Below are 25581 nucleotides of genomic sequence, written 5' to 3'. Positions count from 1 at the left end.
AAGCCCCGCAAAAGCGGGGCTTTTCTTTTGCCTAAAATACTACTTAAAACTACTTATTTGGCTGTCGCAACTACCGATTGCTTAGTAAGTTCTTGGGCTTTTAACACATCTTCTAATCCTGCTAAATCCTCATCGGTGATCTTGGTTTGCATCGGGCAGTGCTTGGGCCCGCACATGGAGCAAAACTCTGCTTGCTTATAGATATCGGCGGGCAGGGTTTCATCATGGTATTCACGGGCCCGTTCTGGATCAAGCGATAGATCAAATTGCTTGTTCCAATCAAAGGCATAACGGGCTCGGCTTAGTTCATCATCGCGGTCGCGGGCGCCAGGGCGGTGGCGGGCGATATCAGCGGCGTGGGCTGCAATCTTGTAGGCGATTAAACCTTCGCGCACATCATTGGCATTGGGTAAACCCAAATGCTCCTTAGGTGTTACATAACAAAGCATCGCCGTGCCATGCCAGCCGGCAAGGGCAGCACCAATGGCACTGGTGATGTGGTCGTAACCAGGGGCGATATCAGTTACAAGTGGGCCCAACACATAGAAAGGTGCCTCTGAACACTCTTCCATTTGTTTTTTTACATTGAATTCAATTTGATCCATCGGCACGTGGCCTGGGCCTTCCACCATCACCTGAATATCGTGTTTCCAAGCCCTACGGGTGAGTTCACCCAGGGTTTTTAATTCAGCCAGTTGCGCCTCATCGGAGGCATCGTGTTGACAGCCGGGCCTTAGGGAATCACCAAGGGAAAAAGTACAGTCGTAGCGTTTAAAAATTTCGCAGATATCATCAAAATGGGTAAATAGTGGATTTTGCTTGTGGTGATAGAGCATCCACTGGGCCAAAATTCCACCGCCACGGCTAACTATTCCGGTGATCCGTCCCTTTACCTTAGGTAGATGTTCAATCAACAAACCAGCATGAATGGTTTGATAATCAACGCCCTGCTGGCAATGCTTTTCGATAATATGTAAAAAATCATCTGCTGATAACTTCTCAATTGATCCATGCACACTTTCAAGAGCTTGATATACGGGCACCGTGCCGATCGGCACCGATGAAGCATTGATAATAGCTGTGCGCACCTCATCAAGATTAACGCCGCCGGTGGATAGATCCATCACCGTATCGGCGCCGTATTTAACTGCTAGATGTAATTTAGCCACCTCTTCTTCCATATCGGAAGCGTTTGGTGATGCGCCGATATTTGCATTTACCTTGCACTTGCTAGCAATACCGATTGCCATCGGTTCAAGGTTTGGGTGGTTGATATTGGCGGGGATGATCATTCTTCCCCGGGCCACCTCTTCTAAAATCAATGATTCAGGCAGATTTTCCCTTTTAGCAACAAATGCCATTTCCTCGGTGATTTCTCCCCGCCTGGCGTAATGCATTTGGGAATAGTTGCCAGAAAAACCGGCGGCGCCACGGCGCTTTTCAATCCAGGCACTACGCATCGCAATTTTCCTCAACGGAGAGGGGTAGCGCCGCACTTCCTGCACTTCCCTGCGCCGGCATTAACCGGATCAGGTTCGGAGGGTGTGATCTCAGCCTTCACCGGCATTTCGGCGACGGCACCCCTAGTGACCCAATCAACCTAGCAAGCGTTCAAAGCGCTCGCGTTGCAATTTCAAACGCAATTGCTTACCCGATTCCTGCAGGGTGGGATCAGCATCAGCCATGGCTTTTTCTGCTAATTCCAGCAACACCTCAGCCGGTACACCTTTTTCATCCGCCAGGGCAGCCAAGATGCTGCTGCGCACCAGCCAATGGGAATCCTTCTCATATAGCTCTAGCAATGGCTTTAGCGCCAGCTCCGGGCCATGGCGGGCCAATGCATTAGCCGCTTCTGCCCTCACATTTGGATCCCCCTCAAATTGCAACACCCTTAAAAGGGCAAGGCGGCCCTGTTCATTTGGTTTGTATCCCAAGCCCATACAAGCCAAGGAACGCACCAAAAATGCTTGGTCGTTTAAGCATTCCAGCAGCAGCGGCACACAGGTTTCGGTGTTGTAAGGCTGCAGCGCCGTGATCGCCCGCATGCGCGAGGTGGTGTGGCCACTGGCAATTGCAACCCTGATGGCCTCAATGCCCATGGCAGCTGGTTCAGGCAGGGGGCTGGTCATGGGGTGCCGGATTTAATTTCTTTCACGGCGCGCAACAAACCGCGCCTCCTGCGACCATAACTAGCCGCGTTTACCACCAGCAATCCAACGCCAATGGCCAAAGCCGGGAGGGCCTGCAGCCGCTCTGCCCCCTGGCGTTGGCCGCCACCCATCAGGGCAGCAATTGCCAACAGGATCAGCAGTGGGGTGGCAATCACAAGCGGCAAACGGGCATTCATGGTGTGTTGTTTTGCTCCAACCAGCGCTTTAGGGCCGTTGCCAATAAATTCACGGCTACGGGCATACAAGCCTCATCCGGATTAAATCCACCATGGTGCAAAGGGGCGCAACCATCAAGCCCCGCCACGCCAAGCCGAAACATGCAGCCGGGTAGATGGTTGAGGTAGTGGGCAAAATCTTCAGCGCCCAGGCTTGGTTGGGCTAATTCCAAAACTTGTTCACGGCCCAATTGCTCCACCGCAATGGTTTCCAACAAACGCGTGAGCTGTGGGTCGTTTTGAACCGGTGGCGCAATACCTCTCCACTGCATCTTCAGTTGGCCTCCATAGGCCGCGCAGATCGCCGCGGCTGTGCTCTCCACCCACGCGGGCAGTTGTTCATAGAGCTCACAATCAAGGCAGCGCAGGGTGCCTAGCAGGCGCACTCGATCGGCGATCACATTGAAGGCACGGCCGCCTTCAATGCGGCCAAAACTCAACACCACCGGTTGCAACGCATCCAAACGCCTGCTGATCGCCTCCTGCAATCCACTAACTAACCGGGCTGCAATCCAAATCGCATCCACCGATTGATGGGGCCTTGCGCCGTGGCCCGCCTCCCCCAACACCTCCAATTCCAATTCAGCTGCCGCGGCCGTGAGGGCCCCATGGCGCACACCAATGCTGCCCACAGCAATGCTCGGGAATACGTGTAGCCCCAAAAGGGCGCTCAACCCTTCAATTGCCCCAGCCGCCAGCATCCAGCGGGCCCCCTCCGCTGTTTCTTCCGCCGGTTGAAATAACAAACGCACCGTTCCACTTAGTTGCCCTGCCAATGGGGCAAGCAGCATCGCCACGCCTAAACCCACAGCGGTATGAATGTCGTGGCCACAGGCATGCATCAAGCCAGGGGTGGTGGAGGCATAGGCCAGCCCAGTGCATTCCTCAATGGGCAGGGCATCCATATCAACCCTTAAACCAATGGCACGGCCGCTGCTGGGCCCTAATTCAGCCAGCACCCCAGTGCGGCCAACGCCCTCCTGCACGCGCCAGCCGAGCCGCCTTAATTCCCCAGCCACCAATGCAGCTGTGTGATGTTCAGCGCCGCTCAATTCCGGATGGGCATGGAGGTGGCGGCGTAGATCAAGCAGTGCCGCCAGCTCTTCTTTACTTAGGGCCAAGTTGTTGCCACTCATGCAGCTGGTGCTCCACCGGAATCCAATTGCAAAAACCGTTGCAATGCCAGCACTGGCAGCGGCGGCCAGCGGCGCACCTCTAGCAGCCAGTTGAAATCGCGATAGCGGCTATCGAGGCCAGAAGCTGCTGCCCAGTTGCTTTCAGCTTCTCCTGCTTTGCCCTTTTCCCACAGCAGGGCCGTGAGGGCTGCCCTGGCATCGGCAAATAGGGGATAACGGCGAATCAAATTGCGCAATTCCAATTCAGCTTCGGCAAGCTCACCCAGTTGAAAAGCAGCAAGGGCTGCGCTGGAGCGGGCCATCGCCATGCCTGGTTTCACCTCTGCCGCGAGCAGAAACGATTGCCTTGCCGCCTGCCAATCGGCAAGGCTGCCTTCCACATTGCCCAAGTTGTAGTGGGCTGCGGCGTTATTGGGATCCCGCTGCAAAATCCATTGGTAATCGGCGGCGGCCGCCTGCCACTGGCCTAAGTATTCCTCGGCAGTGCCGCGGTTTAGATGGGCATCAGCCACCTCCGGTGCCAGCTGCATGGCTTTGCTTTGGTCGGCGATAGCCCCTTCGGGATCACCCAGGGCTAAGCGCACATTGCCGCGATTGCTCCAGGCAGCGCCATCTTGAGGGGAGCGTTCAATAACCGCATTCCACAGCTCAAGGGCTTCAGTAAAACTTCCATCCCTACTGGCCCTTAAGGCCTGGTCGAACTGCTGAGCGCTGGACGCTGGGGCAGCAGCAACGGGGCTAGGCAAATAAGCAAACCCAACAAGCAACAGGCAGCAAATTAAACAAAGCCTTAGATAGCGCCGCATCAAGCTGCCTCCAGATGGCGGCGGCCCGCTTCCGTAACAACCCTCCCCCTGGGGGTGCGCTGCAGGAAACCAAGTTGCAACAAGAATGGTTCCACAACCCCCTCCAGGGTGTCTGGGTCTTCCCCTAGGGCTGCCGCCAGGGTATCGAGGCCAGCGGGGCCACCGGCGTAACTACCCAGCAGCAATTCCAACAAGCGCCGATCGGAGGCATCTAACCCCAGGGCATCCACCCGATGCATGGCCAATGCTTCCTCCACCACCGCTGCTGTTACGGGCCCATGGCCCTTCACGCTGGCAAAATCCCGCACCCGCCGCAACAGGCGGTTGGCAATGCGGGGGGTGCCGCGGCAGCGACGGGCAATTTCAGCAGCTGCCTCCTGCATTAATTCAACTTTCAATAATCCCGCTGCCCGCACCACAATCGCCTCAAGGTCGCTGCAGTTGTAGAACTCAAGCCGTTGGATCAAACCAAAGCGATCGCGCAAGGGGGAACTCAAGGAACCCGCTTTTGTGGTGGCACCAACCAAGGTAAAAACAGGTAACTCAAGGCTGCGGGTGCGGGCACCAGCTCCAGCGCCAACGGTTAGATCCAGGCGAAAATCCTCCATCGCCGGATACAACAACTCCTCAGCAACACGATTTAAACGGTGAATTTCATCAATAAAAAGCAATTCCCGCGGTTGCAAATTCATTAATAAACCAACGATGTCGCGCGGGCGCTCCAAAGCAGGGGCACTGGTGATACGACAACGCACCCCCAGTTCCTCGGCTAGAACCAAGGCCATGGTGGTTTTACCTAAACCCGGCGGTCCGTAGAGCAGCACATGGTCGAGGGCTTCCTGGCGCTGGCGGGTGGCCTCCAAGGCAATGGCTAATACCTGCTTTAGTTCCGGCTGGCCCACGTAGTCGCACAGGCGCTTAGGCCTTAAACCCTCATCGCGGCCACCATCGCGCTCAACCCCACTGGCTTCCGCTGCCACCAGCCGCGGCGTTTCTTTTTTGGGGCTGTTGCCGCTGGAAGACTGAATCGCCATGGCTTGAGGCTACCCAGGCAAACCATGGGTCACCATGGTGTTGGGGAATGCATTTAGTGGGCTCAGAGCGTGGCAGGGAAGGGCAAAGGCGCAACAGCAGCAGCCAAAAAGCGGCTAGAAGCCCAGCGGCTACTGGCCGATAACCGCTTGGCGCGCCACAACTATGAAATCCTTGAAACCCTTGAAACCGGCATCGAACTATTGGGTACGGAAGTAAAAGCAATCAGAGCCGGCAAAGCAAATTTGCGCGATGGTTTCTGTTTAATTCGCAATGGTGAATTGCAGCTTCATAATGTACATATTGCCGGCCATGAACAGGCCAGTAAGTTTTATAATCACGAACCTTTGAGGGTGCGCACCCTACTGGCCCATCGCAAGGAAATAAATCGCTTGCGGGGCAATTTAGATCAACAAGGTTTAACTCTAATACCGCTAAATATTCAACTCAAAGGTTCATGGATAAAGCTGGTTATCGGCCTTGCTAAAGGTCGCAAACTGCATGATAAACGCCAAGAAGAAAGGCGTAAACAGGATGAAAAAGATTTGCGTTCAGCGTTGAAGCGGCTCTGAACTTTCCTGCACCGTTGGATTAGGTGGCGCTGGCGGCGGCGGATTTAGGGGCTGCGGAATCGGATTTGGTGCCGGCATTGGTATTTGGATATTGGCAGGTGCGCTTGGCAAAGGAGGGTCAACACGCACGGAAAGGCTGATCATGCCTGCCGCTAATCCATCGTTTCGCACTAATACCTGCACCAAAGATCCATTCACCTTTGGCAGGGTTACCACCCGCAGCGGGCCGCGGGGATCAAGCACTTCACCACCGGCACCAAAAACTGTCATCTGCATCAAATTGGTTCCATTAATCCCTAAAACCAACTTGTAACCAGGCTGAATTTTCACAGCGAACAATCGGGCCCCCTGGCCATCCACTACAGCGGAAAGCGAGCGGGCCAAATTAGGGGTTGGCTCCAACTGTTCCACTTTCAAACCTTCCAAGCTGCGCAGGGCAGCGGCATACCAAAGCTGGCGGAAGGGTTCATCCGGCATCGTTTCGGGATTGCGACCCGGCAATAAATTCTGGGCGCTGCTGCTCACCAATTGCTGCAGCACCTGGGGGCTAAGGCCTTGGGCGGTGAGGTTGGCCTGGCGGGCCTGCCAATCGCCAGCTTTAAAACTACCCAACCTTGAGCGCAACACCACGGGCAATTGTTCTACCCGCACTAACCAATCTTGAGCCAGATCATTCCAAATCTTGCGTAGGGGTGCATCTTCTAAGGAATCACTGGGGGGTTTGCCCCCCCTTTCTGGAAATTGCACCGCCAGGCCCTGATCTACCAATTTCAAGAACCAATCGCGATCCACCTGCAAAGCCTTCAAGCGATTGAGCAATTGCTGGCGTTGATCAACTTCAGCTGGCGGCAAACTCACCGAACCGGGCAAATTTTGCACTGGTGTTAGCCCTGGGCGGGTGCGCCCTAAAAGCAACCAACCCAGGGCTGAACCCACCAGGGCAGTGATCACCAAAGCCAACACCACCGGCCAGAAACGACCTTCCGCCGCCTGTTCCCGCTCCAGCTGGCGCTGCTGTTTATTTTGCAAACGCAGGGTTTTAGGGGCAGCGCTGCTAACGGCAGGTTTGGGCAGCTGCGGTTCCGATTGGGATTTTGGTTCGGGTTGAGATTTTGGTTCGGATTGATTCTCAGATTTGATTTCAGCTTTGATTGGCACCAATACCGCGGTGCGATCGCTCCTGCCAACGGGCCCGGTGCTATCGGGCACCGGTAGGGCTGCCAACGGTTCCAGCAATTGAGCAGCAGAAGCAAAACGCCGCTCCGGATCAACGCTAAGCATTCGCTCTAGCAACAGGCGAAAGAGGGGATCGAGCTCCAAACCATCGGGCCAACGCCATTCCATCGTTTGCGGATCCAGCAAGCCAGCTGGTTCTTCTCCGCTCAGCAACACCATCGCTGTAACAGCCATGCTGTGCAGGTCCATCCAGGGGGCCGGGGGCTGCTTTGCCTGGGCAACGGGCGCGTAACCGGGGGTTGCACTTAGTAGTGGTTCCTCGCCAGGGGCCCCCTGCAGGCCAAAGTCGATCAATACAGGCAAACCATCGTTATCACGACGCAACAAATTGGCTGGGGTTAGGTCGCCGTGGATTAAATCCTGCCCATGTAAGGCAGCTAGAGCAGGCAAAAGTTGCCTAAGGAGCAGAAGCACCTCCCCAGCTCCAAATACCAATTGGCGTTCCTGGCGGCTGCGCAACAGCTCTCGATAGGTGCGACCGTTCACCCATTCCCGCACCTGCCATAAACCTGCTTCAGCTGGGATCAAAGCCCCCAAGCGAGGCACCTGGGGGTGCAAAACCCCTTGCAAGCGCTCCAAGCGCTGGCGCAATAAAAGCAATTTCTGTTCGTTTAAATCGCCCCAGCCGCGGATTGCTACGGCTAACCCGCCCGCCAAAGTGTCGCTGCCGCGCCAAAGCTGCACCCCGGGGGATTCACTAAGCAACTGCTCGAGGCGATAGCGCCCAGCAAGCAGATCTCCCATAGCGGCATTAGCGGGGGATGCCACAGCCAGAACCAAATTGCAAAGGAATCACGCGAGATTAGGCAGGCCTGGCCGTTCAGGCTGCCGCAAGCCACGGCTTGCCAACCATTCTCGCTCCCAGAGCCGCGACCGGTAGCGATCACCACCATCACAAAGCACCGTAACGATGCGATGGCCGGGGCCTAATCGGCGGGCGGTTTCCATGGCAGCTGCCACATTGATGCCCACGGAACCACCCATGAATAAACCCTCAAACCAGAGCAATTCGTAGAGCACCTGTAGGGCGGTTTGATCATCAACACGCACCGCGTCGTCGATTGGCACCGCTTCCATATTTGCCGTAATCCGACTATTTCCTATGCCTTCAGTGATCGAACTACCCTCCATTGTGAGATTTCCGGTAGTTGCCCAACTGTGCAGGGCGCTGCCATGGGGATCGGCCAGCACACAGCGAACATTTTTATCGCACTCTTTTAGGTAGAGGGCCACACCGGCATAGGTGCCACCGGTGCCGGTAGCCGCCACCCAGGCATCCAACTTGCCGGCGCATTGTTCCCAAATTTCAGGGCCTGTGCCGCTGTAATGGGCTTGGCGGTTTGCCTGATTATCAAATTGATTGGCCCAGATTGCCCCAGGGATTTCTGCTGCAATCCGCCCCGAAAGCCGCACATAATTATTTGGATCGCGGTAGGGCACCGCTGGCACGGTGCGCACCTCAGCGCCAAGGCTGCGCAGCAGGCCAATTTTTTCAGCCGATTGCGTTTCAGGAATCACAATCACGCAGCGATAGCCGCGGGCATTGCAGAGATGGGCGAGGCCAATGCCGGTATTACCGGCGGTGCCCTCCACAACGGTGCCACCTTTTTGCAACTCCCCCGCCGCCTCTGCTGCCTGCAAAATTCCTAATGCAGCTCTGTCTTTTACCGAACCACCAGGGTTCATAAATTCCGCCTTGCCAAGGATTTCACATCCGCTCACGGCACTGAAATGCTCTAAACGGATCAGGGGTGTATGGCCCACGGCCCCCACAAACCCCCTGGTGATGCCCATACCAATGCCGATTCCTACGCCGCAGGCTAAGGTCCCGCCACCGCCCCGTCGAGGGATGATCAGCTGTTCACCTACCGCAGTTCAAACTCCCCTCGGGGAGCAGCTGCACCTTGTGCGGGCAGCCAGTGAGGCCCTAATTACCCCCCTGGAGCCAGAGGATTTACTGCTGCAGGGCATGGCCGATGCCAGTCCACCTAAATGGCACCTAGCGCACACCACCTGGTTTTTTGAAACATTTCTGCTCAAGCCCCATCGGCCTGGCTGGCAGGGGCCACCGGAGCCGTGGTTGGTGCTGTTTAACAGCTACTACGAAAGTGCTGGGCCTCGCCACCCCAGGCCGCAAAGGGGTTTGCTGAGCCGGCCGCCGATGCGGGAGCTGTTGGCATGGCGCCAGCGTGTTGATGGGGCCCTGCAGCTCTGGCTCACGGAGGCTCCAGCAAAGCCAATTACCGATCTGATTCAGCTCGGAATCGAGCATGAGCAGCAACACCAGGAATTACTGCTGATGGATCTGCTGGATGGCTTCAGCCGCAATCCCCTGGATCCGGTTTATGCCAGCGATGCACCAACGGCTCCCTGCGAACCAAGCCAAACTGGTTGCTTTAGTTTTGAAGGTGGCCTAGCAGCAATCGGCCATAACCCGCTAAGCCAAGGCTTTCACTTTGATAACGAAGCGCCCCAACATCGGGTGTGGTTAGAGCCATGGCGGCTTAGCAAAGGTCTTGTTAGCAATGCTGAGTTTGAAGCCTTTCAGCTTGATGGCGGCTACAACAATCCACTCCTTTGGATGGCAGAAGGCTGGGCAATTAGGCAGCAAAGGCAATGGCAAGCACCGCGCTATTGGCGGGCTGATCGGATGGAATTCAGCCTCAGGGGCCTGCAGCCAAGGCAACCAACGGCGCCAGTGCAACACATCAGCTGGTTTGAGGCTGATGCCTATGCCCGCTGGGCTGGCGCGCGCCTACCAACGGAAATGGAATGGGAAGTGGCCGTGCAGCAACAACCGGATCTACCCCAAGCCTTTGGCTGTTTATGGCAATGGACCAATTCCGCCTATGGGCCCTACCCCGGCTACAAGCCAGCCATGGGCGCAATTGGTGAATACAACGGCAAATTCATGAGTTCCCAAATGGTGTTGCGGGGCAGCAGTTTTCTCACGCCCAGGGGTCATAGCCGCCGCACCTATCGCAATTTCTTTGCCCCCGCCTGTCGCTGGCAAGCTGCTGGCCTGCGCCTGGCATGGGATGGCTAATTACACAGGCTTTCCACTGATTGATTTACACCCCAGCCCGGCTGATCTGGCGGCGGTGGTGCTGGCTGGCTTGGCCCGTTGCCCTAAACAATTGCCCGCCTGGTTGCTCTACAACAGCGAGGGTTCCGCCCTATTTGATCAGATTTGTTTACAGCCTGAATACACCCTCACCAGCACCGAACTCGAGCTGTTGCACAAGCATGCAGCCAAGCTGTGTAGATACTTACCCGCAGGTGGCTTGGTGTTGGAATTTGGTGCGGGCAGCGCCGAAAAGGTTGGGCCATTGCTTGATGTTTTGGCGGATCCTGCCTACCTAGCCATCGACATAAATGCCAATCATTTGCGAACAGCAGGTGCCCGTCTCCAGGCCTGCTATCCCCATGTGCCGATGCTGGGAATTTGCGCTGATTTCAGCGGCTCCTTTGATTTAGCTAATTTAAATGTGAGTGATTTAGATAAAAGTGATTTAGATGAAAAGCAATTGCATTTATCAGATTTATTCTCAAGGCCCAGGCTTGGCTTTTTCCCCGGTAGTTCCCTGGGTAATTTTGAACCAGACGAAGCGATAGGTTTTCTTCGCCAGCTAAAGCAACTACTAGGGCCTAAGGGCTTGCTATTAATTGGCATCGATCAACCCAAGCAGCGCGCCCTGCTGGAAGCGGCCTATAACGATGCAGCGGGGGTTTCAGCCGCTTTTGCTAGCAATTTGCTATTGCGCCTGCAGCGGGATTTAAAGGCAGAATTGGATCCAGCTGGCTTTAGTTATCTGGCCCAGTGGCAGGAAAAAGAGCAGAGGATTGCCATGGCCCTCGTGAGCAGGGAACCTCAACGGATGCTGCTCTTAGGTGAAGAGATATTTTTTGCAGCAGGTGAGCAATTAATTACTGAATACAGCTACAAGTATTCGCCTGAAGCATTCCAAAATCTAGCGGCAAGGGCCGGCTGGCAAGGGCTTGAGCGCTGCTGTGATGCCACGGATGGCTACAGCCTGCACCTACTCGGCTGAGGGAAAAGGGACCGTTGCCGGGCAGACTGCCAAGCAGCACTCAAACTAAATGCCATGGGAAGGGAAGAACAGCGTGCCTTAGTGCGCAGGGTGCGGGAATCATTGATTGAAGAATTAGAAGCCACCTATCGGCGCGCCTTTGATGCCATTGGCACAGAAGACATGGGCGAGGGTGCCGTAGCAAGGCTCACCCAATTGTTACTGCGCTCGCGGGATGGGGCGATCAGTGCCCTAGAAGAGGAGATTGAAGCTCCAGTAATTACCCGGGCGCCGGATGCAATCAACTAACAATTGGTGGCAGGAAATTGAGCAAGAACTGGAACGCCAGTTTGATCGGTTTCTAGATGATCACCCAAGCCAAAAGGAATTACTTGAAAAAGAAGAAGCGAATCAAAAACAGAAACGCTTACAACTTCGTTTGCAAACAATTAACGAACAAGCCGACCAATTAAGAAGCAAATTATGCAAACTTAGCGCTGAAATTAAGCAATGGCGCCAAAGGGTGGAACGGGCACACAAAGCAAATGCCACGGATTTAGCAGCCCAGGCCCAAGACCACCTAGGCCAATTGATGGGCAAGGGCAGGGATTGCTGGCAGGCCCTAGCAGAACTCGGTGTTGAAGATCAAAAACTGCGCCAAGAATTAGAACAAATTCCAAACCCAAACAACAACAAACCAAAATACAAACAAGATATAGAAACAGCCTGGGAAAAATTTGAAACAGATCAAGCCTTAGAAGATTTAAAACGTAAGCAACGATAATGGGATTTTTATTAACTAAATTGCTGCCCTTATTGCTCTACCCCTTAGGTATGGCCATAATGCTTCAAACAATTGCCATTTTAAATAACCGTCGCCGCTGGTCGCCCTGGTGTGCTTGTGGCGCTCTGGTAATAATTACCCTGCCAGCAATGCCAATCGTTAGTGATCAATTGGTTTGGAGCTTAGAAGAACGCAGCGCTGCCCTAACCCCAAATCCAATTCCAAAAGCTGATGCAATTTTGGTACTTGGCGGAGGATTAAAGCCAGCCTTAGCTCCTCGAGCTGCGGTAGAGGTATCAGAAGCTGGAGACCGCCTTCTCACCGGGTTACGTTTATTTCGCCAAAATAAAGCCGCTTTGTTAATTACCAGTGGTGCTCAAGTTAGTTTTAACAGCAATGATCCCGCCTTACCAGAAGCCCTATCTGCTCGCAATTTAGCAATTGAGCTGGGAATTCCCGCCAAGAACATTTTGACCAATCCTAATTCCCGCACCACGGCGGAAGAAGCAAAAGCCATAGCCAAACTTAGCAAGCAAAAAGGTTGGCAACGCATACTATTAGTAACCAGCGCCATTCATATGCCCAGGGCACTTGCAAGCTTTAATAAGCATGTATCAACAAACTCAGGCGTTCAACAAGCCATTGAGGTAATTCCTGTTAGCTGCGATTATCAACTGCCGAGCAGGCAAAATAGAGGCTCATTATCATTAGCAAGCAGCTTAGAAAAACTAATTCCAGATGCAAAAGATCTATATCTAAGCAGCCTCGTGATTAAAGAATATCTAGGCTTATTTATCTACCAACTAAAGGGGGATGCAGCTTAAACCTTAGGGGCTTTAGGCACCAGATTTACACCTTCAGGTGGGGGTGTGGGATCGGGATCAGCAATCAACATGTGTTGCAGCACAATCTCAGGACGTTCACTATCTCGCCAACGAATCCGATAGGCAGGCATTTTTGTGCCGCGGCTGGTGGTTTGTTCAACGGCTTCCATTACCCAACCCCTGCGGGACCTGCCCTGGGGGTTGCGCTTCACCACAGCATCAGCGTGGGTAAAACGAAATCCAACGCGCTCGCCACTCATGCGCTAGGAAATCTGATCAGTGGATCCATTATCCACCTTGGCAGGCCGCAGCAGGGGGAAGGCGATCACATCACGGATGCTGGCGCTGTTAGTGAGCAGCATTACCAAGCGATCGATGCCTATGCCAAGGCCACCCGTGGGTGGCATGCCCACTTCTAAGGCCTGCAGAAAATCCTCATCCACCCCTTGAGCTTCTAGGTCACCAGCGGCGCGCCGTTCCTGTTGCGCCTCCAGGCGACGGCGTTGATCCACTGGATCAATCAGTTCACTAAAGGCATTAGCCGTTTCCCTACCAACAATAAAAAGCTCAAATCGTTCCACTAGGCCTGGCTTGCTGCGGTGGCTCCTAGCTAAGGGCGATGTTTCCACCGGGTAATCGAGCACAAAGGTGGGTTGGATCAAATTGCTTTCCACCCTTTGCTCAAAAGCTTCCACTAGCAAACGGCCAACGCTATCGGCCAGCTCTGGTACCACCAGCCCCGCCGCTTGCATCGCAGCTGCTGCCTCAGGGCGATTAGCAAAGCCATTGAAATCCAAGCCAGTGGCCTCTAGCACCAGCTCATGCATGGTGGCCCGCCGCCAGGGGGGCGCTAGATCGATTTCAGTTCCTTGATAGGTGATAGATGTGCCGCCACATACCTGCCTACAGCCATGGGCGATTAACTCTTCTGTGAGCACCATCATCTCGATGTAATCGGCATAGGCCTGGTAGATCTCCACCGAGGTGAATTCAGGGTTATGGCGGGTGCTGGTGCCCTCATTACGAAAAATGCGACCCAGTTCATACACCCGCTCAAAGCCACCAACCACCAAGCGTTTTAGGTGGAGCTCCGTGGCGATTCGCAGGGTGAGGGGTAGATCAAGGGCATTGTGGTGGGTTTCAAATGGCCGAGCATCAGCACCCCCCGGCACGCTTTGCAGCACAGGGGTTTCAATTTCTAAAAAGCCGCGCTCATCAAGCCAGCGGCGCAGGGAGCTAACCAATTGGGCGCGCCTGCGGAAGGTTTCGCGGGTTTGGGGCGAAACAATCAGATCTAGGTAACGCTGCCGGTAACGCTTTTCCACATCCGCTAAACCATGCCACTTATCAGGCAAAGGGCTCAGCGCTTTACAGAGCATCCACCATTCCTTCACCTTCACCGATAGTTCACCGCGATCGGTGCGGCGCAAACTACCCCTCACACCAATTAAGTCGCCAGCATCCACAAGGCTTGCCAGCTGGGCAAAGGGGGCAGGGGTAGTTGTTGCATCTGCATCAAGGCTTGATTTTTCTAGGTAGAGCTGAATCGTGCCGCTGCCATCTAGGAGGGTAAAAAAAGCCAACTTGCCCATCACCCGCCGCGTCATTACGCGGCCAGCAACCGCCACAGTGAGCTCCCGCTCCTCGCCATTGGCTAGGTCGGCATGGGCTGCTTGCAATTCAGCGCTTTGATGGGTTGGCGCAAAATTGAGGGCATAGGGCCCCTGGCCAAGTGCTTCTAGGGCCTTGGCTTTCTCAAGGCGCGTTTCTCTAAGTTCCAAAAGTTCAGGCCCCAGCGGCAAGGCTCATTTCACCTACCCGTTGGGATGCATAGCCCGTACCCCGCACGGTGAGGATCAGTTCGGGATTGCGGGGATCTGGTTCGAGCTTGCCCCGTAAACGGGCCACATAAACATCAACCACCCTTAAATCTGCCGCGCGTCTGGGAGGGTAACCCCAAAGCTGCTCAAGAATTTCAGCCCTGGGCACTACGCAGCCAGGCTCACGAAACAACAATTCGAGCAAACTGAATTCTGTGTAGGTGAGGGCGATGCGCTCACCGGCGCGGGTTACCTGGCGGCGATTGCTATCAACCACAAGATCACCGAGTCGCAAAACCCCAAGCCCAGGCAATTGCTCGCGGGGATCTTGGCTGGCATTGCCGCGGCCAACACGGCCCAGGATGCGATTAATCCTTGCTTCTAGTTCCTTAGGGCTAAATGGTTTTGATAGGTAATCATCGGCACCCAGATCAAGGCCAGCCACCTTTTCAGAGATGGCATCAAGGGCAGATAGAAAAATAATTGGCACCGCTGATTCGGCCCGCAGCCTGCGGCAAACAGCAAAACCATCAAGTTTTGGCATCATCACATCGAGCACCACAAGGTCGGGCTGCTCGCGGGCAAATACTGCTAAGGCCTCTTCTCCATCTTCAGCAATAACCACCCGGTAGCCAGCCACCTCTAAACGCATTGCCAGCACCCGCCTCACCGCTGGCTCGTCGTCCACCACCAGCACTGTTGGCTGCTGGATAGGAAGCGCTTCGCCCTCGGTCATTGGGTCGTTTAGTTACGAAGTGCAACCCTAACTTTCCAACTGCAAGAAATGACACTCCAAATTGACCAATTTGTTGGCTTTTTATTTTTTTAATAATCACCAATCGCCTAGGGCCACCTCGCCACCGCATAGGCATTCCATTCCTTTTCAGCCGCCGCCAGGGCTGCAGCGCTACTCAATTCACCAAGCATGGCCCGCTGCAATTGGCCGTAAATAATTGCCTGCAAACGCTTTACGCCCGGATCCGCTGGCACCAAAACCTTGGCATGGCTGAGGGTTTGGGCACTTAGCAAGCGCGCCCTTTGCACAAGATCGGCTTTTACGCCACTGCGGGAAGCCAGAGCCAATTCAGCTTCAATCGCCTTTAAGGCGGGCTGGGAGGAGGGCAACACCTTGGCGGCCCGGGCAAAACGCAGTTGGTTTGCAGGGTTTGTGAGAAATAAGGCGAGATCCACAGCTTCCTTTGGCCGGCTGGTTTGACGGCTTACAGCCAAGTTCATCACGGCCACATTGGCGGCGCCATCAGCACCCACCAAAGGAGGGAAGGGTTCAGTTGCCGCTGCCACCCGCGGCGCATTGGTTTGGATTGTGTTCAAAAATTCGGCACCACTGGCCACCTGCGCCAACTCACCGCTTTGATAAAGCTCAATTGCCCGTTGAAAACCCTGGCTCACCACTTCCCGGGGCAACAAACCGCGCCTGTAGAGATCTGTCCATAGGGCAAAGGCACGGCGGCCAGGGCCACTGTTAAATCGGGCCCGATGGCGGCTATCAACGAGCTCCACCCCCATCTGCACCATCGATTCCAGCAATTCAGCTGAACCATCCGGAACCACGGTTACAAACAATGCATATTTGCCCGTGCGTTGCTTGATCCGCTCCGCGTAGGCGGGTACCTCCTCCCAACGGCGCGGCGGCTTGTTGTAGCCAGCCTGTTGCAACAACTGCCGATTCGCCAGGGTGATCCTTGCCGTGAGATACCAAGGCAAGGCATAGAGCTCCCCCTGCTGCTCCCCTGCCCGCAGGATTTGGGGTAGATAGGTGGCCTTAGCCGGCCCCAAGCGATCCTGCAGGGGCAACAGGCCGCCCTTGCTAGCAAGATTTGCTGCGAATAACGGATTTAAATTCACCACATCTGGGGCAGTGCGCGCAAATACCGCTGCAAGCACCTTGCGTTCCACAGAACCAAAGGGCAAATCGGTCCAACGCACTTTTACACCTGGATGTTTAGTTTCCCAATCCAGCAACATCGCTTTAATTAAGGGATCAAACTTTGGTGACAACTGGATTGTCCAAAGTTGTAATTCCGGATTTTTCTGCGGCCCCCGGCAACCTCCTAAGGCGAGGAAGATCGCCAGAGATAGCAATAATTTGATTACCACTTTAGGAGTGGTGCGGGGTGAATTAACGCTCATAACGGCTAGAGATGCGGCGCCAAAACAGCACCTGTAGGGAACAAAACAAAGGCGCCACTAGGGCTGTGAGCAAAGTTTGGGCAAAGGTTATATGCCAAGCGGCAGCGTTAACTTCACCGCGCAAATGCAATTGCAGGGCATAACTGCCATTCAGCAGCAAGGTGCCGATCAAAGCCAGCAAGCCAAGGGTTGTGCTGCGTTCCAATGGTCTACGGGCGGCCAAAAACTGGCCCCACCAAAAACCTAATAGAGCAAGCATTGGCACTGAAGTGAGGTTGCTGCCTTGCAGGGCATCAAACAACAAACCAACGGCGATTCCAGCTAGAGCACCCGCCAGCGGACCCTCCACCACCGACCAAGGCAATAGCCAAAGCACCGCCCAAGCAGGCGACATGCCTGCCAATTGCAACCAGCCTGGGCTGGCCAGCAGCAAACAAAGCAGCACTAGGCCTGAAGCAAACAAGGCCACCTCAGCGCACCCTCACCCAATCCACCGCCCCAGCTGGCGCCGTTAGTTGCAGCAAAGCTTCCGGGGCTGGCAGCGCATCCAGATTCACCTGTTGCACCACACCCACGATCAAATTGGCTGGAACAACGGTGCTGGCCGCTGAGGTGATCACCACGTCACCCGGCAAAACCTCCACATCCTTCTCTAAAAACTCCAGCCGCGGCCGGCTGGTGCCATCACCCACCAAAAGCCCTTTACCGCGGTTTCCCTGCAATTCCACCGCCACCCGGCTTGAGGGATCCGTGAGCAGCAACACCCGTGCCGTTGATGGGGTAACACTGCTGATGCGTCCCAGCAAACCACCGGGTGCCGTAACGGCAGCGCCGGGGCGAATCCCCTGCAGGGAGCCAGCTCCCAGTAGCAAATCCTGCCACCAACCCTGCATGGTCCTGCTGATTACCGCAGCCGTTATCCAGGGTCCCTGCTGTTGCCTTAGGGATAGATCGAGCTGCTGGTTACTTAATTGGGCCTCCAATAGGGCAAGCCGCTGTTGATCTTCTAAACGTTGGGCTTTTTGCAACCATTCCCTCTGGGCACTACCGGGCCAAAAGGGCCTTGATGCCTGGGCGTAAAGGTCGAGCAGCAAGGCACCTTTGGAGAGGCGTAGCAAAGCAAAGGCAGTAATCACCAGCAGCCACGGCCAACTAGCCAGCAGCAAACGCAGATTCAGCAGGCGCTTGAGATTATTTCCCAGCGCCATGGATCAGTTTGAGGAGCGATGGAAATCAGCGGCATCCAAAACCCTGCCCAGGCGTTTGAAATCTTCAAGCACCTGGCCGCAACCATTCACCACACAAAGCAAGGGATCCTCAGCCACATGGGTAAGGATGCCGGTTTCATGGCTGATCAAATCAGTAATACCGCGCACTAAGGCACCGCCACCGGCAAGCATGATGCCGCGATCAACAATGTCTGCCGCTAGTTCGGGGGGGGTGCGCTCGAGGGTGCGCTTAACCGCTTCCACAATCACATTGAGCGGTTCCACCATTGCCTCTCTCACATCACCGGCCCGCACGCTGATGGTGCGTGGCAAACCCGATAACAGGTGTAAACCGCGCACATCCATTGATGTTTGATCGAACTCGTCGCTGGGGAAGGCCGAACCGATGCGGATCTTGATCTCTTCTGCGGTGCGTTCACCCACCACCAGGTTGTGCACTTTTTTTAGGTAGCTGCCGATCGCATCGCTCAATTCATCACCGGCCACCCGCACAGATTCAGAAATCACGGTGCCCTGCAGGCTGAGCACCGCCACTTCAGTGGTGCCGCCGCCGATATCCACAATCATTGAACCAACCGGTTCAGTAACTGGTAAGCCAGCGCCGATGGCAGCAGCCACCGGTTCATCAACCAAATGCACTTCGCGGGCACCACCCAAGCCCGCTTCCCTAACGGCCCTGCGTTCCACGCCGGTAACACCACTGGGGATGCCGATTACCAGGCGTGGGGCCAACATGCCCCTGCCCTCGTTGCCCTTGCGGATGAAGTATTTGATCATCTGCTCAGCGGCATCGAAATCGGCGATCACCCCATCGCGAAGGGGGCGAATGGCGCGGATATTGCCTGGGGTGCGGCCCAACATTTGTTTGGCCTCTTCGCCAACAGCTAAGGGGATGCCCTTGTCTAGGTCGATGGCCACCACTGATGGTTCCTGCAGCACGATGCCGCGGCCAGAAACGTAGATGAGCGTATTGGCGGTGCCCAGGTCGATCCCGATATCACGGGAGAGCTGAAAACGACGCCAGAACATTGGGTATTTGCTTAAGAGGGCGAATCATAGGTGGGCTTGGCCTTAGTGCAGGCGATACAACCGGGCCCTACGGTGGAACTACTAGGGATGAGTGCCGCCTTGAGGTGGCGCATCATGTCCACAAAGCAATAGGAGAAGCCCCATGGGCGTCAATTCCGTCACCCTCGTTGGCCGCGCCGGCCGTGATCCCGAAGTTCGTTACTTCGAATCCGGCAGCGTGGTTGCCAACCTCACCCTCGCCGTTAATCGCCGCAGCCGCGACGATGAACCCGATTGGTTCAATTTAGAAATCTGGGGCAAACAGGCCCAGGTTGCTGCCGACTATGTAAAAAAAGGTTCCCTATTGGGAATCATCGGCTCCCTCAAGCTAGACCGCTGGACCGATCGGGCCAGTGGCGAAGAGCGCTCTAAACCGGTAGTGCGGGTTGATCGCCTCGAGTTATTGGGTTCCAAGCGGGATGCAGAACAGGGCGGTGGCTTCCCAGGTGGGGGAAATGAGGAAGACGTTCCTTTTTGAGAAAACCTTCATTTTGAGAACAGGTTCCTTTTTAAATAGTTAATTCCTTCGGGGTAACTATTAATTAACCACCAAATTCTTGGGTTCCCTGATTTGTTCAGGAGAACCCAGGATTATTAATGTTTTTGCTGAAGCTCAGCGGCGCCGCCACACCCGCAGGCCAAGCCAAAAGGCAAAGGCAATGGCGGCGATTACCAAAAGAATCTTCACTGCCTTTGCAACCGGCTCAAGCCATAGTTCAACGTTGGTGTAGGCATTGCCCAAGGCGAAGCCAGAGAGGGTGAGGATCAAAACCCAAATCAAGCTGCCACCGGTGGTCCAAAGTAAAAATGGTGTGAGTGGCATCAATTCCATGCCTGCAGGCACTGAGATCAAGGTGCGCACACCAGGAACTAACCGGCCCCAAAACACCAGGGCGGTGCCATAGCGGTTAAACCAAATCCGGCTGCGGCGCAAATCTTGGCCACTGATGCCGATCCAGCGGCCATGGCGTTCAAACCAATGCTCAAGCCGTTCTTCATTGATCAAACGGCCGAGGCCATACCAAGGCAAAGCACCGAGCACGGTGCCGCCTAAACCCGCCAAAACCACAGGCAGCAGGGCCAATTTGCCCTGCTGCACGTAGAAACCCCCAAGGGGCATAACCATTTCGGAGGGAATCGGTGGAAACAGATTTTCAAGGAACATCGTGGCGAAAATAGCCACGTAGCCCAAGAATGGATTTGCCTCAACAGCTGAACCGATCAGCTTGGGCAACTCCTGCACCAATTCACTGAAACCCATCCGAATAGCCCCCTAACGAATAACGATCAATAGCGGTAATGATCGAGCTTGTAGGGCCCTTCCACTGGCACATTGATATATGAAGCTTGCTCTTGGCTAAGCTGGGTTAGTTTTGCACCAATTTTATCTAGGTGCAAGCGGGCAACCATTTCATCCAAGTGCTTGGGCAGCACATAAACTTTTTTATCGTATTCATTAGGCTTAGTAAATAATTCAATCTGGGCAAGGGTTTGGTTCGTAAATGAATTGCTCATCACGAAACTGGGGTGGCCGGTTGCGCAGCCGAGATTCACCAACCTACCTTCGGCAAGCAGGATGATGCGATTGCCACTGGGGAGGATGATGTGATCAACCTGGGGCTTGATATTATCCCATTCATATTGCTTGAGGGAAGCAACATCAATTTCGTTATCAAAGTGGCCAATGTTACAAACAATCGCTTGATCCTTCATCTCTAATAGATGTTCATGGCGGATCACCTGATAGTTGCCAGTGGCGGTTACAAAGATATCAACATCTTTAACCACGTCCTCAAGGCGCACCACTCGGTAGCCCTCCATGGCTGCCTGTAGGGCGCAGATTGGATCGATTTCAGAAATCATCACCGTGGCGCCAAGGCCCCGCAGCGACTGGGCTGAACCCTTGCCCACATCGCCATAACCCAGCACTAGGGCAACCTTGCCGGCCACCATCACATCGGTGGCGCGTTTGATGCTGTCTACCAGGGATTCACGGCAGCCGTAGAGGTTATCAAATTTGCTCTTAGTAACTGAATCATTCACATTGATCGCAGGGAAAGGCAATTCGCCTGCCTGCTCCATTTGATACAAACGGGCAACGCCAGTGGTGGTTTCCTCGGTTACACCTTGGATATTTGCGTAGATGCGTGAATACCAACCAGGCTGCTCCGCTAATCGGGCGCGGATACTTTTAAATAATGCCACCTCTTCTTCGCTGGAGGGATTATTTAAAACCGATGGGTCACGCTCAGCCTTAGCGCCGAGCACAATCAAACCGGTGGCATCTCCACCATCGTCGAGGATCATGTTTGGGGTGCCGCCATCGGCCCACTCCATGATGCGATGGGTAAAGGCCCAATACTCATCCAGGGTTTCACCTTTGTAGGCAAATACCGGAATACCGGCGGCGGCAATTGCTGCAGCCGCGTGGTCTTGGGTGGAGAAAATATTGCAGGAAGCCCAGCGCACCTCGGCGCCAAGGGCCACCAGGGTTTCGATCAAAACTGCTGTTTGGATCGTCATGTGGAGGCTGCCGCAGATGCGGGCCCCTTTGAGGGGCTGCTCAGCGCCAAACTTGCTGCGCAGGGCCATCAAGCCCGGCATTTCTGTTTCAGCAATGGCCATTTCCTTGCGGCCGAATTCAGCAAGGCCCAGGTCGGCAATCACATAGGTGTTAGTTACCTGCAGGCCAGCCAAAGAGAATGTGTCGGGTGTTGCCACCATGGATTTATCACTTCCTATGGAAGTGGCGATTGGTTTGGGAATATCTGCGGAGACGCCGAGGCTTCGGGCTCGCTTGCTGAGAATCTACAAGAATGAACTGCTTCCTTGTTGATGCAGCTGCCACAAGGCAGCGGGGCCTGCAATTGGCCCAAGAGTTGCCAGCGGGGGCGCTGCTATTGCTGAGCGGATCCCTGGGCGCAGGTAAAACCTGCTTGGTGCAGGGAATTGCTGCTGGTTTAGGGATCATTGAAACCGTTACCAGCCCCAGCTATGCCCTAGCCCAGCACTACTGGCGTTTAGGTGAAAACAGCCCAGCTTTGATTCATCTCGATCTTTATCGGCTTGAGCAAGCAAAAGCAGCTGATGAATTGTTTTTCCAAGAGGAGGAGGAGGCCCTAGCCTGCGGAGCACTACTGGCGGTGGAATGGCCCGAAAGGCTGAGCGCACTGCCAAAGGAAGCCTGGCAACTGCAATTAAGCCTGGAGGGAGATGGGCGGCGTTTGCAGCTGCAGGCCCCCGGTCGATGGTGCTGAGTGCCCTCAGCTTCAGTTTGATGAGCGTGTGCGTTAAGCAGTTGGAGGGGGCGATCCCGGTGGCTGAGGTGGTGCTTGCCCGCTCGGTGGTGAGCTTGGCCTTGAGTTGGTGGCTGCTCAAGCACCTGGGGCTTAATCCCTGGGGTAAAAGGCGCCGAATGCTGGTGCTGCGGGGGGTTGTGGGCACCTTGGCGCTCTATTGCGTTTATGCCGCCCTGGCGGAGCTACCGCTGGCAGCAGCAACGGTATTTCAATATTTGTACCCAACTTTCACCACCGCCTTGGCCTGGGGTGCCTTGGGGGAGCTTGCCGGAAAACGAATTTTTGCGGCCATGGCCTTTGGTTGGCTTGGGGTGTGGCTTGTTGCTCAACCATTTGGAGCCACCCCCTTAGAACCATGGGCTGTGGCAATTGCGATAACAGGCGCCCTGCTCACCTCTATTGCCTATGTAACGGTGAGAAGCCTGGCTAATTACGAAGATCCAATGGTGATCGTGTTTTATTTCCCCTTGGTGTCGCTGCCCCTAAGCCTGCCTTGGGTGATGGCTAACCCGGTAATGCCCAGCGGGGCGGATTGGGCCTGGCTTGTGGGGGTGGGCCTATTCACGCAACTGGGCCAGATCTTTTTAACTAAGGGTTTAACGCAAATGCCTGCTGCAAAAGCAACGGCGATTAGTTATGTGCAGGTGATATTTGCAGCGGGCTGGGGGGCGCTCTGGCTTGGGGAGCTGATCAATATCTCAACAGTTGCAGGCGCCCTACTGGTTTTATTGGCAACGATCTTGAGCCTTAAGCCGCCACATAGGCCACCACAGTTTCACTAACCCGGCGCAAGCCAGCCAGGCCATCGCGCTCCAAATTACGCACCCGATCACGGCTCATGCCCAACTCCCTACCGATTCCGGTGAGGCTCATCGGTTCTTCCACATCGATGCCATAGCGCATTTTTAAAACCCTTCCCTGCAGCGGTGGCAACTGCTCCAGCAGGGAACGCATGTCACCGCGCAAACATTCACCATCGAGCAACTCTTCCGGCATGGGAGCTTCGTTTTGGAGCAACTCCTGCAGTTCGGTGTCGTCGCTGTCGCCAACTTTCATCTCGAGGCTCACCGGTTGGCGGGCCCTACACAACAGTTCTTTTACCTCCTCCTCAGGCAATTCCACATAAACAGCCAATTCGGTAACAGTGGGGGTGCGACCCAATTCTTGGCTAAGTTCCCGCTGACCCTTTTTCAGTTTATTGAGGGTTTCGGTGATGTGAATTGGTAGGCGGATGGTGCGGCTTTTCTCAGCAATGGCACGGGTGATGCCTTGGCGAATCCACCAATAGGCATAGGTGGAGAATTTGTAGCCGCGGGTGGGATCGAATTTTTCCACACCCCGCACTAAACCGATGGTGCCCTCTTGAATCAAATCAAGTAGCTCCATGTTGCGCTTGGTGTATTTCTTGGCAACGCTCACCACCAAACGCAGGTTGGCGGCAACCATCCTTTCCTTAGCGCGGCGGCCATTGATCAGGCGGCGCCTTAAAACAGCTGGGGAAAGGTTCAAATTAACGGCTAGATCATCCTTGCTAGGGGCTTCCCCCTGGCGCATGCGCATTTCCTCTTCCGCTTCCTCAATGCGCACCAGTTCTTGCACTTGGCGGCCAAGGGTGATCTCCTGTTCGTGGCTGAGCAGGGGCACACGGCCGATGTCACGCAGGTAAGAGCGCACCAAGTCCCCATCAACAGGGGGGCGCAGCTCGGCGGTGGGGGTGGCCACGGTGAATCTTGTAGATATGTAAACAATAGCCTTACGAAGCGTAAATTTTCTCTCAGAAAACCCAAGTCTTTTAAGACTCACCCATTTGGGTTCAGCCGTTTGCGCCCAGGTGGCTCAGGAGCCAAGCGGCGGTTTGCAGGTAAATAAACACCCCAGCCACATCAACCACCGTGGTGATAAAGGGGGCAGACATCAAGGCTGGATCGAGGCCGAGCTGATCAAAAAGCAGTGGCAGGCTCGCCCCTGCCGTTGCCGCAAGGATCGAAATACACAACATCGACACCCCAGCAGCTATGGCCACCAAGGGTTCGCCGCTCAGTTGCCACGACCATGGCACCACCACCGCAGCTAGCAATAGGCCAAGCAAAACCCCAGCCAGGGCCTCGCGCCCCACGGTGCGCCAGGGGCCTAGGGCCTGCAACCGATTGGTGCTAAGGCCGCGGATCACCACCGTGGAACTTTGGGCGCCCACATTGCCGCCAGTGCCAATCAAAAGGGGAATAAAGGCAGCCAACTGCACCACCCGTTGCAGAACCCCCTGCTGGGAGGCGATTACAGCCGAAGTGCCGGTGTTGGTAATTAAAAGCACCAGCAACCACAACACCCGCCTTTTGGCCACTTCAAACAAATTGCTTTGGAAGTAATCGTCTTCATCGCCGGCCTGCACAGCACCTGCGGCATAGAGGTCGCGGGTGGCTTCCTGCTCGATCACATCGATCACGTCGTCTACGGTAACGATTCCCACTAAGCGATCCTCCCGATCCACCACCGGCAGGGCCAGGAAGTCGTAGCGCTTGATCAGCCGTGCCACCTCCTCCTGGTCGGTGTCGGTGTGAACCCGCACCACTTCACGGGTCATCACCGCACCGATCAAATCCTCAGGATCAGCCACCACCAGATCCCTTAAAGACAAAATGCCTGTGAGCTGGCGGGCCGCATCGGTTACATAAAGGCTATAGATCGTTTCTGTGGTTAAAGCGCGGCGGCGCACGATCGTGAGCGCTTGGCTGGCGCTGTGGAATTCCTTGAGATCAATGAATTCGGTCGTCATCAAACGACCGGCGGTTTCAGTTTCGTAACCCAGCAGCTGGGCTGTTACCCGCCGTTCCTCAGGGCTTAGTTGCTGCAGCAGGTTGCGCACCACCTTGGCGGGCAATTCATCAAAAAGCCGCACCCGATCATCGGGTGACATCTGCTCCACCAGCTCGAGCACTTCACCGGAGCGCAACCTCTCCAACAAGGATTGCTGCACCGTTGCATCGAGGTATTCGTAAACTTCAATCGCTTCATTTTTAGGCAGCAAACGAAAGGCAATCGCCTGCTGAAGGGTGGGCAAATTACCTATGGCTTCGGCGGCGTCGGCAGGTTGCTCCGGCTCCAATAGCTGCTTAACGGCGTCGTAATTACCGGCCGCCAGCAAACGCTCCAGGTATTGGGTGAGTTCTGGAATAGCGGTTGTGGTTGTGGTTTCAGCCATCGCCCGAG

The 25581-nt window shown here is 55.0% G+C and carries 28 protein-coding genes and 1 riboswitch; of the genes, 9 read left to right on the top strand and 19 right to left on the bottom strand.

Annotation, left to right across the window (positions count from 1 at the left end; genetic code table 11):
* Positions 1 to 53: 53 nt before the first annotated feature.
* The 6 genes from thiC to ruvB form a co-directional block, all read right to left on the bottom strand.
* Positions 54 to 1460, bottom strand: a complete 1407-nt coding sequence (thiC, locus tag KBY68_RS04135) for a phosphomethylpyrimidine synthase ThiC (protein WP_255095982.1) — start codon at positions 1458 to 1460, stop codon at positions 54 to 56.
* Positions 1461 to 1489: 29 nt separating this feature from the next.
* A riboswitch (TPP riboswitch) is annotated at positions 1490 to 1595 on the bottom strand.
* Entirely contained in the window at positions 1596 to 2129 is a 534-nt protein-coding gene (locus tag KBY68_RS04130) for a HEAT repeat domain-containing protein (RefSeq protein ID WP_255095981.1), read from the bottom strand.
* Positions 2126 to 2347, bottom strand: coding sequence for a DUF3188 domain-containing protein (locus tag KBY68_RS04125; RefSeq protein WP_106499748.1), 222 nt, complete (start codon positions 2345 to 2347; stop codon positions 2126 to 2128). The genes KBY68_RS04130 and KBY68_RS04125 overlap by 4 nt, the downstream gene beginning before the upstream one ends.
* Complete coding sequence (locus KBY68_RS04120; protein WP_255095980.1) at positions 2344 to 3522, bottom strand: amidohydrolase; 1179 nt, start codon at positions 3520 to 3522, stop codon at positions 2344 to 2346. Before KBY68_RS04120 ends, KBY68_RS04125 begins: the two co-directional genes overlap by 4 nt.
* On the bottom strand, positions 3519 to 4328 hold the full coding sequence (locus tag KBY68_RS04115; RefSeq protein WP_255095979.1) for a tetratricopeptide repeat protein: 810 nt from the start codon (positions 4326 to 4328) through the stop codon (positions 3519 to 3521). Before KBY68_RS04115 ends, KBY68_RS04120 begins: the two co-directional genes overlap by 4 nt.
* Complete coding sequence (gene ruvB, locus KBY68_RS04110) at positions 4328 to 5362, bottom strand: Holliday junction branch migration DNA helicase RuvB (RefSeq protein WP_106499751.1); 1035 nt, start codon at positions 5360 to 5362, stop codon at positions 4328 to 4330. The genes KBY68_RS04115 and ruvB overlap by 1 nt, the downstream gene beginning before the upstream one ends.
* Positions 5363 to 5431: 69 nt before the next feature.
* Between ruvB and smpB the strand changes: the two genes are divergently transcribed.
* Positions 5432 to 5932, top strand: coding sequence for an SsrA-binding protein SmpB (gene smpB / locus KBY68_RS04105; protein WP_106499752.1), 501 nt, complete (start codon positions 5432 to 5434; stop codon positions 5930 to 5932).
* On the opposite strand, the gene KBY68_RS04100 is transcribed toward smpB, so the two are convergent.
* Entirely contained in the window at positions 5912 to 7936 is a 2025-nt protein-coding gene (locus KBY68_RS04100; RefSeq protein WP_255095978.1) for a serine/threonine protein kinase, read from the bottom strand. The genes smpB and KBY68_RS04100 overlap by 21 nt on opposite strands.
* Before the next feature lie 24 nt (positions 7937 to 7960).
* The gene (locus tag KBY68_RS04095) at positions 7961 to 8962 is read right to left on the bottom strand and encodes a cysteine synthase A (RefSeq protein ID WP_255095977.1); all 1002 of its coding nucleotides are present in this window, start codon (positions 8960 to 8962) and stop codon (positions 7961 to 7963) included.
* A 55-nt stretch (positions 8963 to 9017) separates the two neighbouring features.
* Here KBY68_RS04095 and egtB point away from each other — a divergent pair, with 55 nt between their 5' ends.
* From egtB to KBY68_RS04070, 5 genes are read left to right on the top strand one after another with little or no spacing between them, the layout of a single operon-like run.
* Complete coding sequence (gene egtB / locus KBY68_RS04090; protein WP_255095976.1) at positions 9018 to 10214, top strand: ergothioneine biosynthesis protein EgtB; 1197 nt, start codon at positions 9018 to 9020, stop codon at positions 10212 to 10214.
* Entirely contained in the window at positions 10207 to 11220 is a 1014-nt protein-coding gene (gene egtD / locus KBY68_RS04085) for an L-histidine N(alpha)-methyltransferase (protein WP_255095975.1), read from the top strand. The genes egtB and egtD overlap by 8 nt, the downstream gene beginning before the upstream one ends.
* A 54-nt stretch (positions 11221 to 11274) precedes the next feature.
* Positions 11275 to 11508, top strand: a complete 234-nt coding sequence (locus tag KBY68_RS04080) for a hercynine metabolism small protein (protein WP_255095974.1) — start codon at positions 11275 to 11277, stop codon at positions 11506 to 11508.
* Positions 11495 to 11983, top strand: coding sequence for a hercynine metabolism protein (locus KBY68_RS04075; protein WP_255095973.1), 489 nt, complete (start codon positions 11495 to 11497; stop codon positions 11981 to 11983). Before KBY68_RS04080 ends, KBY68_RS04075 begins: the two co-directional genes overlap by 14 nt.
* Before the next feature lie 50 nt (positions 11984 to 12033).
* Complete coding sequence (locus tag KBY68_RS04070; protein WP_255095972.1) at positions 12034 to 12807, top strand: YdcF family protein; 774 nt, start codon at positions 12034 to 12036, stop codon at positions 12805 to 12807.
* Here KBY68_RS04070 and KBY68_RS04065 read toward each other — a convergent pair.
* From KBY68_RS04065 to KBY68_RS04035, 7 genes are all read right to left on the bottom strand, one after another.
* On the bottom strand, positions 12804 to 13067 hold the full coding sequence (locus KBY68_RS04065; protein ID WP_106499759.1) for a DUF8660 family protein: 264 nt from the start codon (positions 13065 to 13067) through the stop codon (positions 12804 to 12806). The genes KBY68_RS04070 and KBY68_RS04065 overlap by 4 nt on opposite strands.
* 3 nt (positions 13068 to 13070) lie before the next feature.
* Positions 13071 to 14609: a lysine--tRNA ligase gene (lysS, locus tag KBY68_RS04060; RefSeq protein ID WP_255095971.1), complete on the bottom strand. Its 1539-nt coding sequence runs from the start codon at positions 14607 to 14609 to the stop codon at positions 13071 to 13073.
* Complete coding sequence (gene rpaB / locus KBY68_RS04055; protein ID WP_106499760.1) at positions 14593 to 15363, bottom strand: response regulator transcription factor RpaB; 771 nt, start codon at positions 15361 to 15363, stop codon at positions 14593 to 14595. The genes lysS and rpaB overlap by 17 nt, the downstream gene beginning before the upstream one ends.
* Before the next feature lie 107 nt (positions 15364 to 15470).
* On the bottom strand, positions 15471 to 16778 hold the full coding sequence (locus tag KBY68_RS04050) for an ABC transporter substrate-binding protein (RefSeq protein ID WP_255095970.1): 1308 nt from the start codon (positions 16776 to 16778) through the stop codon (positions 15471 to 15473).
* The gene (mreD, locus tag KBY68_RS04045) at positions 16768 to 17247 is read right to left on the bottom strand and encodes a rod shape-determining protein MreD (protein ID WP_255095969.1); all 480 of its coding nucleotides are present in this window, start codon (positions 17245 to 17247) and stop codon (positions 16768 to 16770) included. The genes KBY68_RS04050 and mreD overlap by 11 nt, the downstream gene beginning before the upstream one ends.
* Position 17248: 1 nt before the next feature.
* Positions 17249 to 17986, bottom strand: coding sequence for a rod shape-determining protein MreC (locus tag KBY68_RS04040; protein WP_255095968.1), 738 nt, complete (start codon positions 17984 to 17986; stop codon positions 17249 to 17251).
* Positions 17987 to 17989: 3 nt separating this feature from the next.
* A complete protein-coding gene (locus tag KBY68_RS04035; protein WP_106499764.1) occupies positions 17990 to 19036 on the bottom strand; it encodes a rod shape-determining protein in 1047 nt (348 codons plus the stop codon).
* 142 nt (positions 19037 to 19178) lie between these two features.
* On the opposite strand from KBY68_RS04035, the gene KBY68_RS04030 reads away from it, so the two are divergent.
* Positions 19179 to 19553 carry a single-stranded DNA-binding protein gene (locus tag KBY68_RS04030; RefSeq protein WP_106499765.1) on the top strand — a complete coding sequence of 125 codons (375 nt, stop codon included), beginning with the start codon at positions 19179 to 19181 and terminating at the stop codon, positions 19551 to 19553.
* A gap of 135 nt (positions 19554 to 19688) precedes the next feature.
* On the opposite strand, the gene KBY68_RS04025 is transcribed toward KBY68_RS04030, so the two are convergent.
* Complete coding sequence (locus KBY68_RS04025) at positions 19689 to 20336, bottom strand: DedA family protein (RefSeq protein WP_255095967.1); 648 nt, start codon at positions 20334 to 20336, stop codon at positions 19689 to 19691.
* A gap of 26 nt (positions 20337 to 20362) precedes the next feature.
* Positions 20363 to 21799: an adenosylhomocysteinase gene (ahcY, locus tag KBY68_RS04020; protein ID WP_255095966.1), complete on the bottom strand. Its 1437-nt coding sequence runs from the start codon at positions 21797 to 21799 to the stop codon at positions 20363 to 20365.
* 92 nt (positions 21800 to 21891) lie between these two features.
* On the opposite strand from ahcY, the gene tsaE reads away from it, so the two are divergent.
* Together tsaE and KBY68_RS04010 are read left to right on the top strand one after the other, a co-directional pair.
* Positions 21892 to 22332, top strand: coding sequence for a tRNA (adenosine(37)-N6)-threonylcarbamoyltransferase complex ATPase subunit type 1 TsaE (gene tsaE / locus KBY68_RS04015; protein ID WP_255095965.1), 441 nt, complete (start codon positions 21892 to 21894; stop codon positions 22330 to 22332).
* Positions 22323 to 23156 (top strand): DMT family transporter, encoded by an 834-nt coding sequence (locus KBY68_RS04010; protein WP_255095964.1) that lies wholly within the window; start codon positions 22323 to 22325, stop codon positions 23154 to 23156. Before tsaE ends, KBY68_RS04010 begins: the two co-directional genes overlap by 10 nt.
* On the opposite strand, the gene KBY68_RS04005 is transcribed toward KBY68_RS04010, so the two are convergent.
* Positions 23122 to 24114: an RpoD/SigA family RNA polymerase sigma factor gene (locus KBY68_RS04005; protein WP_162842890.1), complete on the bottom strand. Its 993-nt coding sequence runs from the start codon at positions 24112 to 24114 to the stop codon at positions 23122 to 23124. The genes KBY68_RS04010 and KBY68_RS04005 overlap by 35 nt on opposite strands.
* Before the next feature lie 73 nt (positions 24115 to 24187).
* Positions 24188 to 25573, bottom strand: a complete 1386-nt coding sequence (mgtE, locus tag KBY68_RS04000) for a magnesium transporter (protein WP_255095963.1) — start codon at positions 25571 to 25573, stop codon at positions 24188 to 24190.
* Between the last annotated feature and the right edge of the window lie 8 nt (positions 25574 to 25581).

This window comes from Synechococcus lacustris Maggiore-St4-Slac (genome assembly GCF_024345595.1).
Taxonomy (GTDB): domain Bacteria; phylum Cyanobacteriota; class Cyanobacteriia; order PCC-6307; family Cyanobiaceae; genus Synechococcus_D; species Synechococcus_D lacustris.
This window is presented reverse-complemented; position numbering and strand designations above follow the sequence as displayed.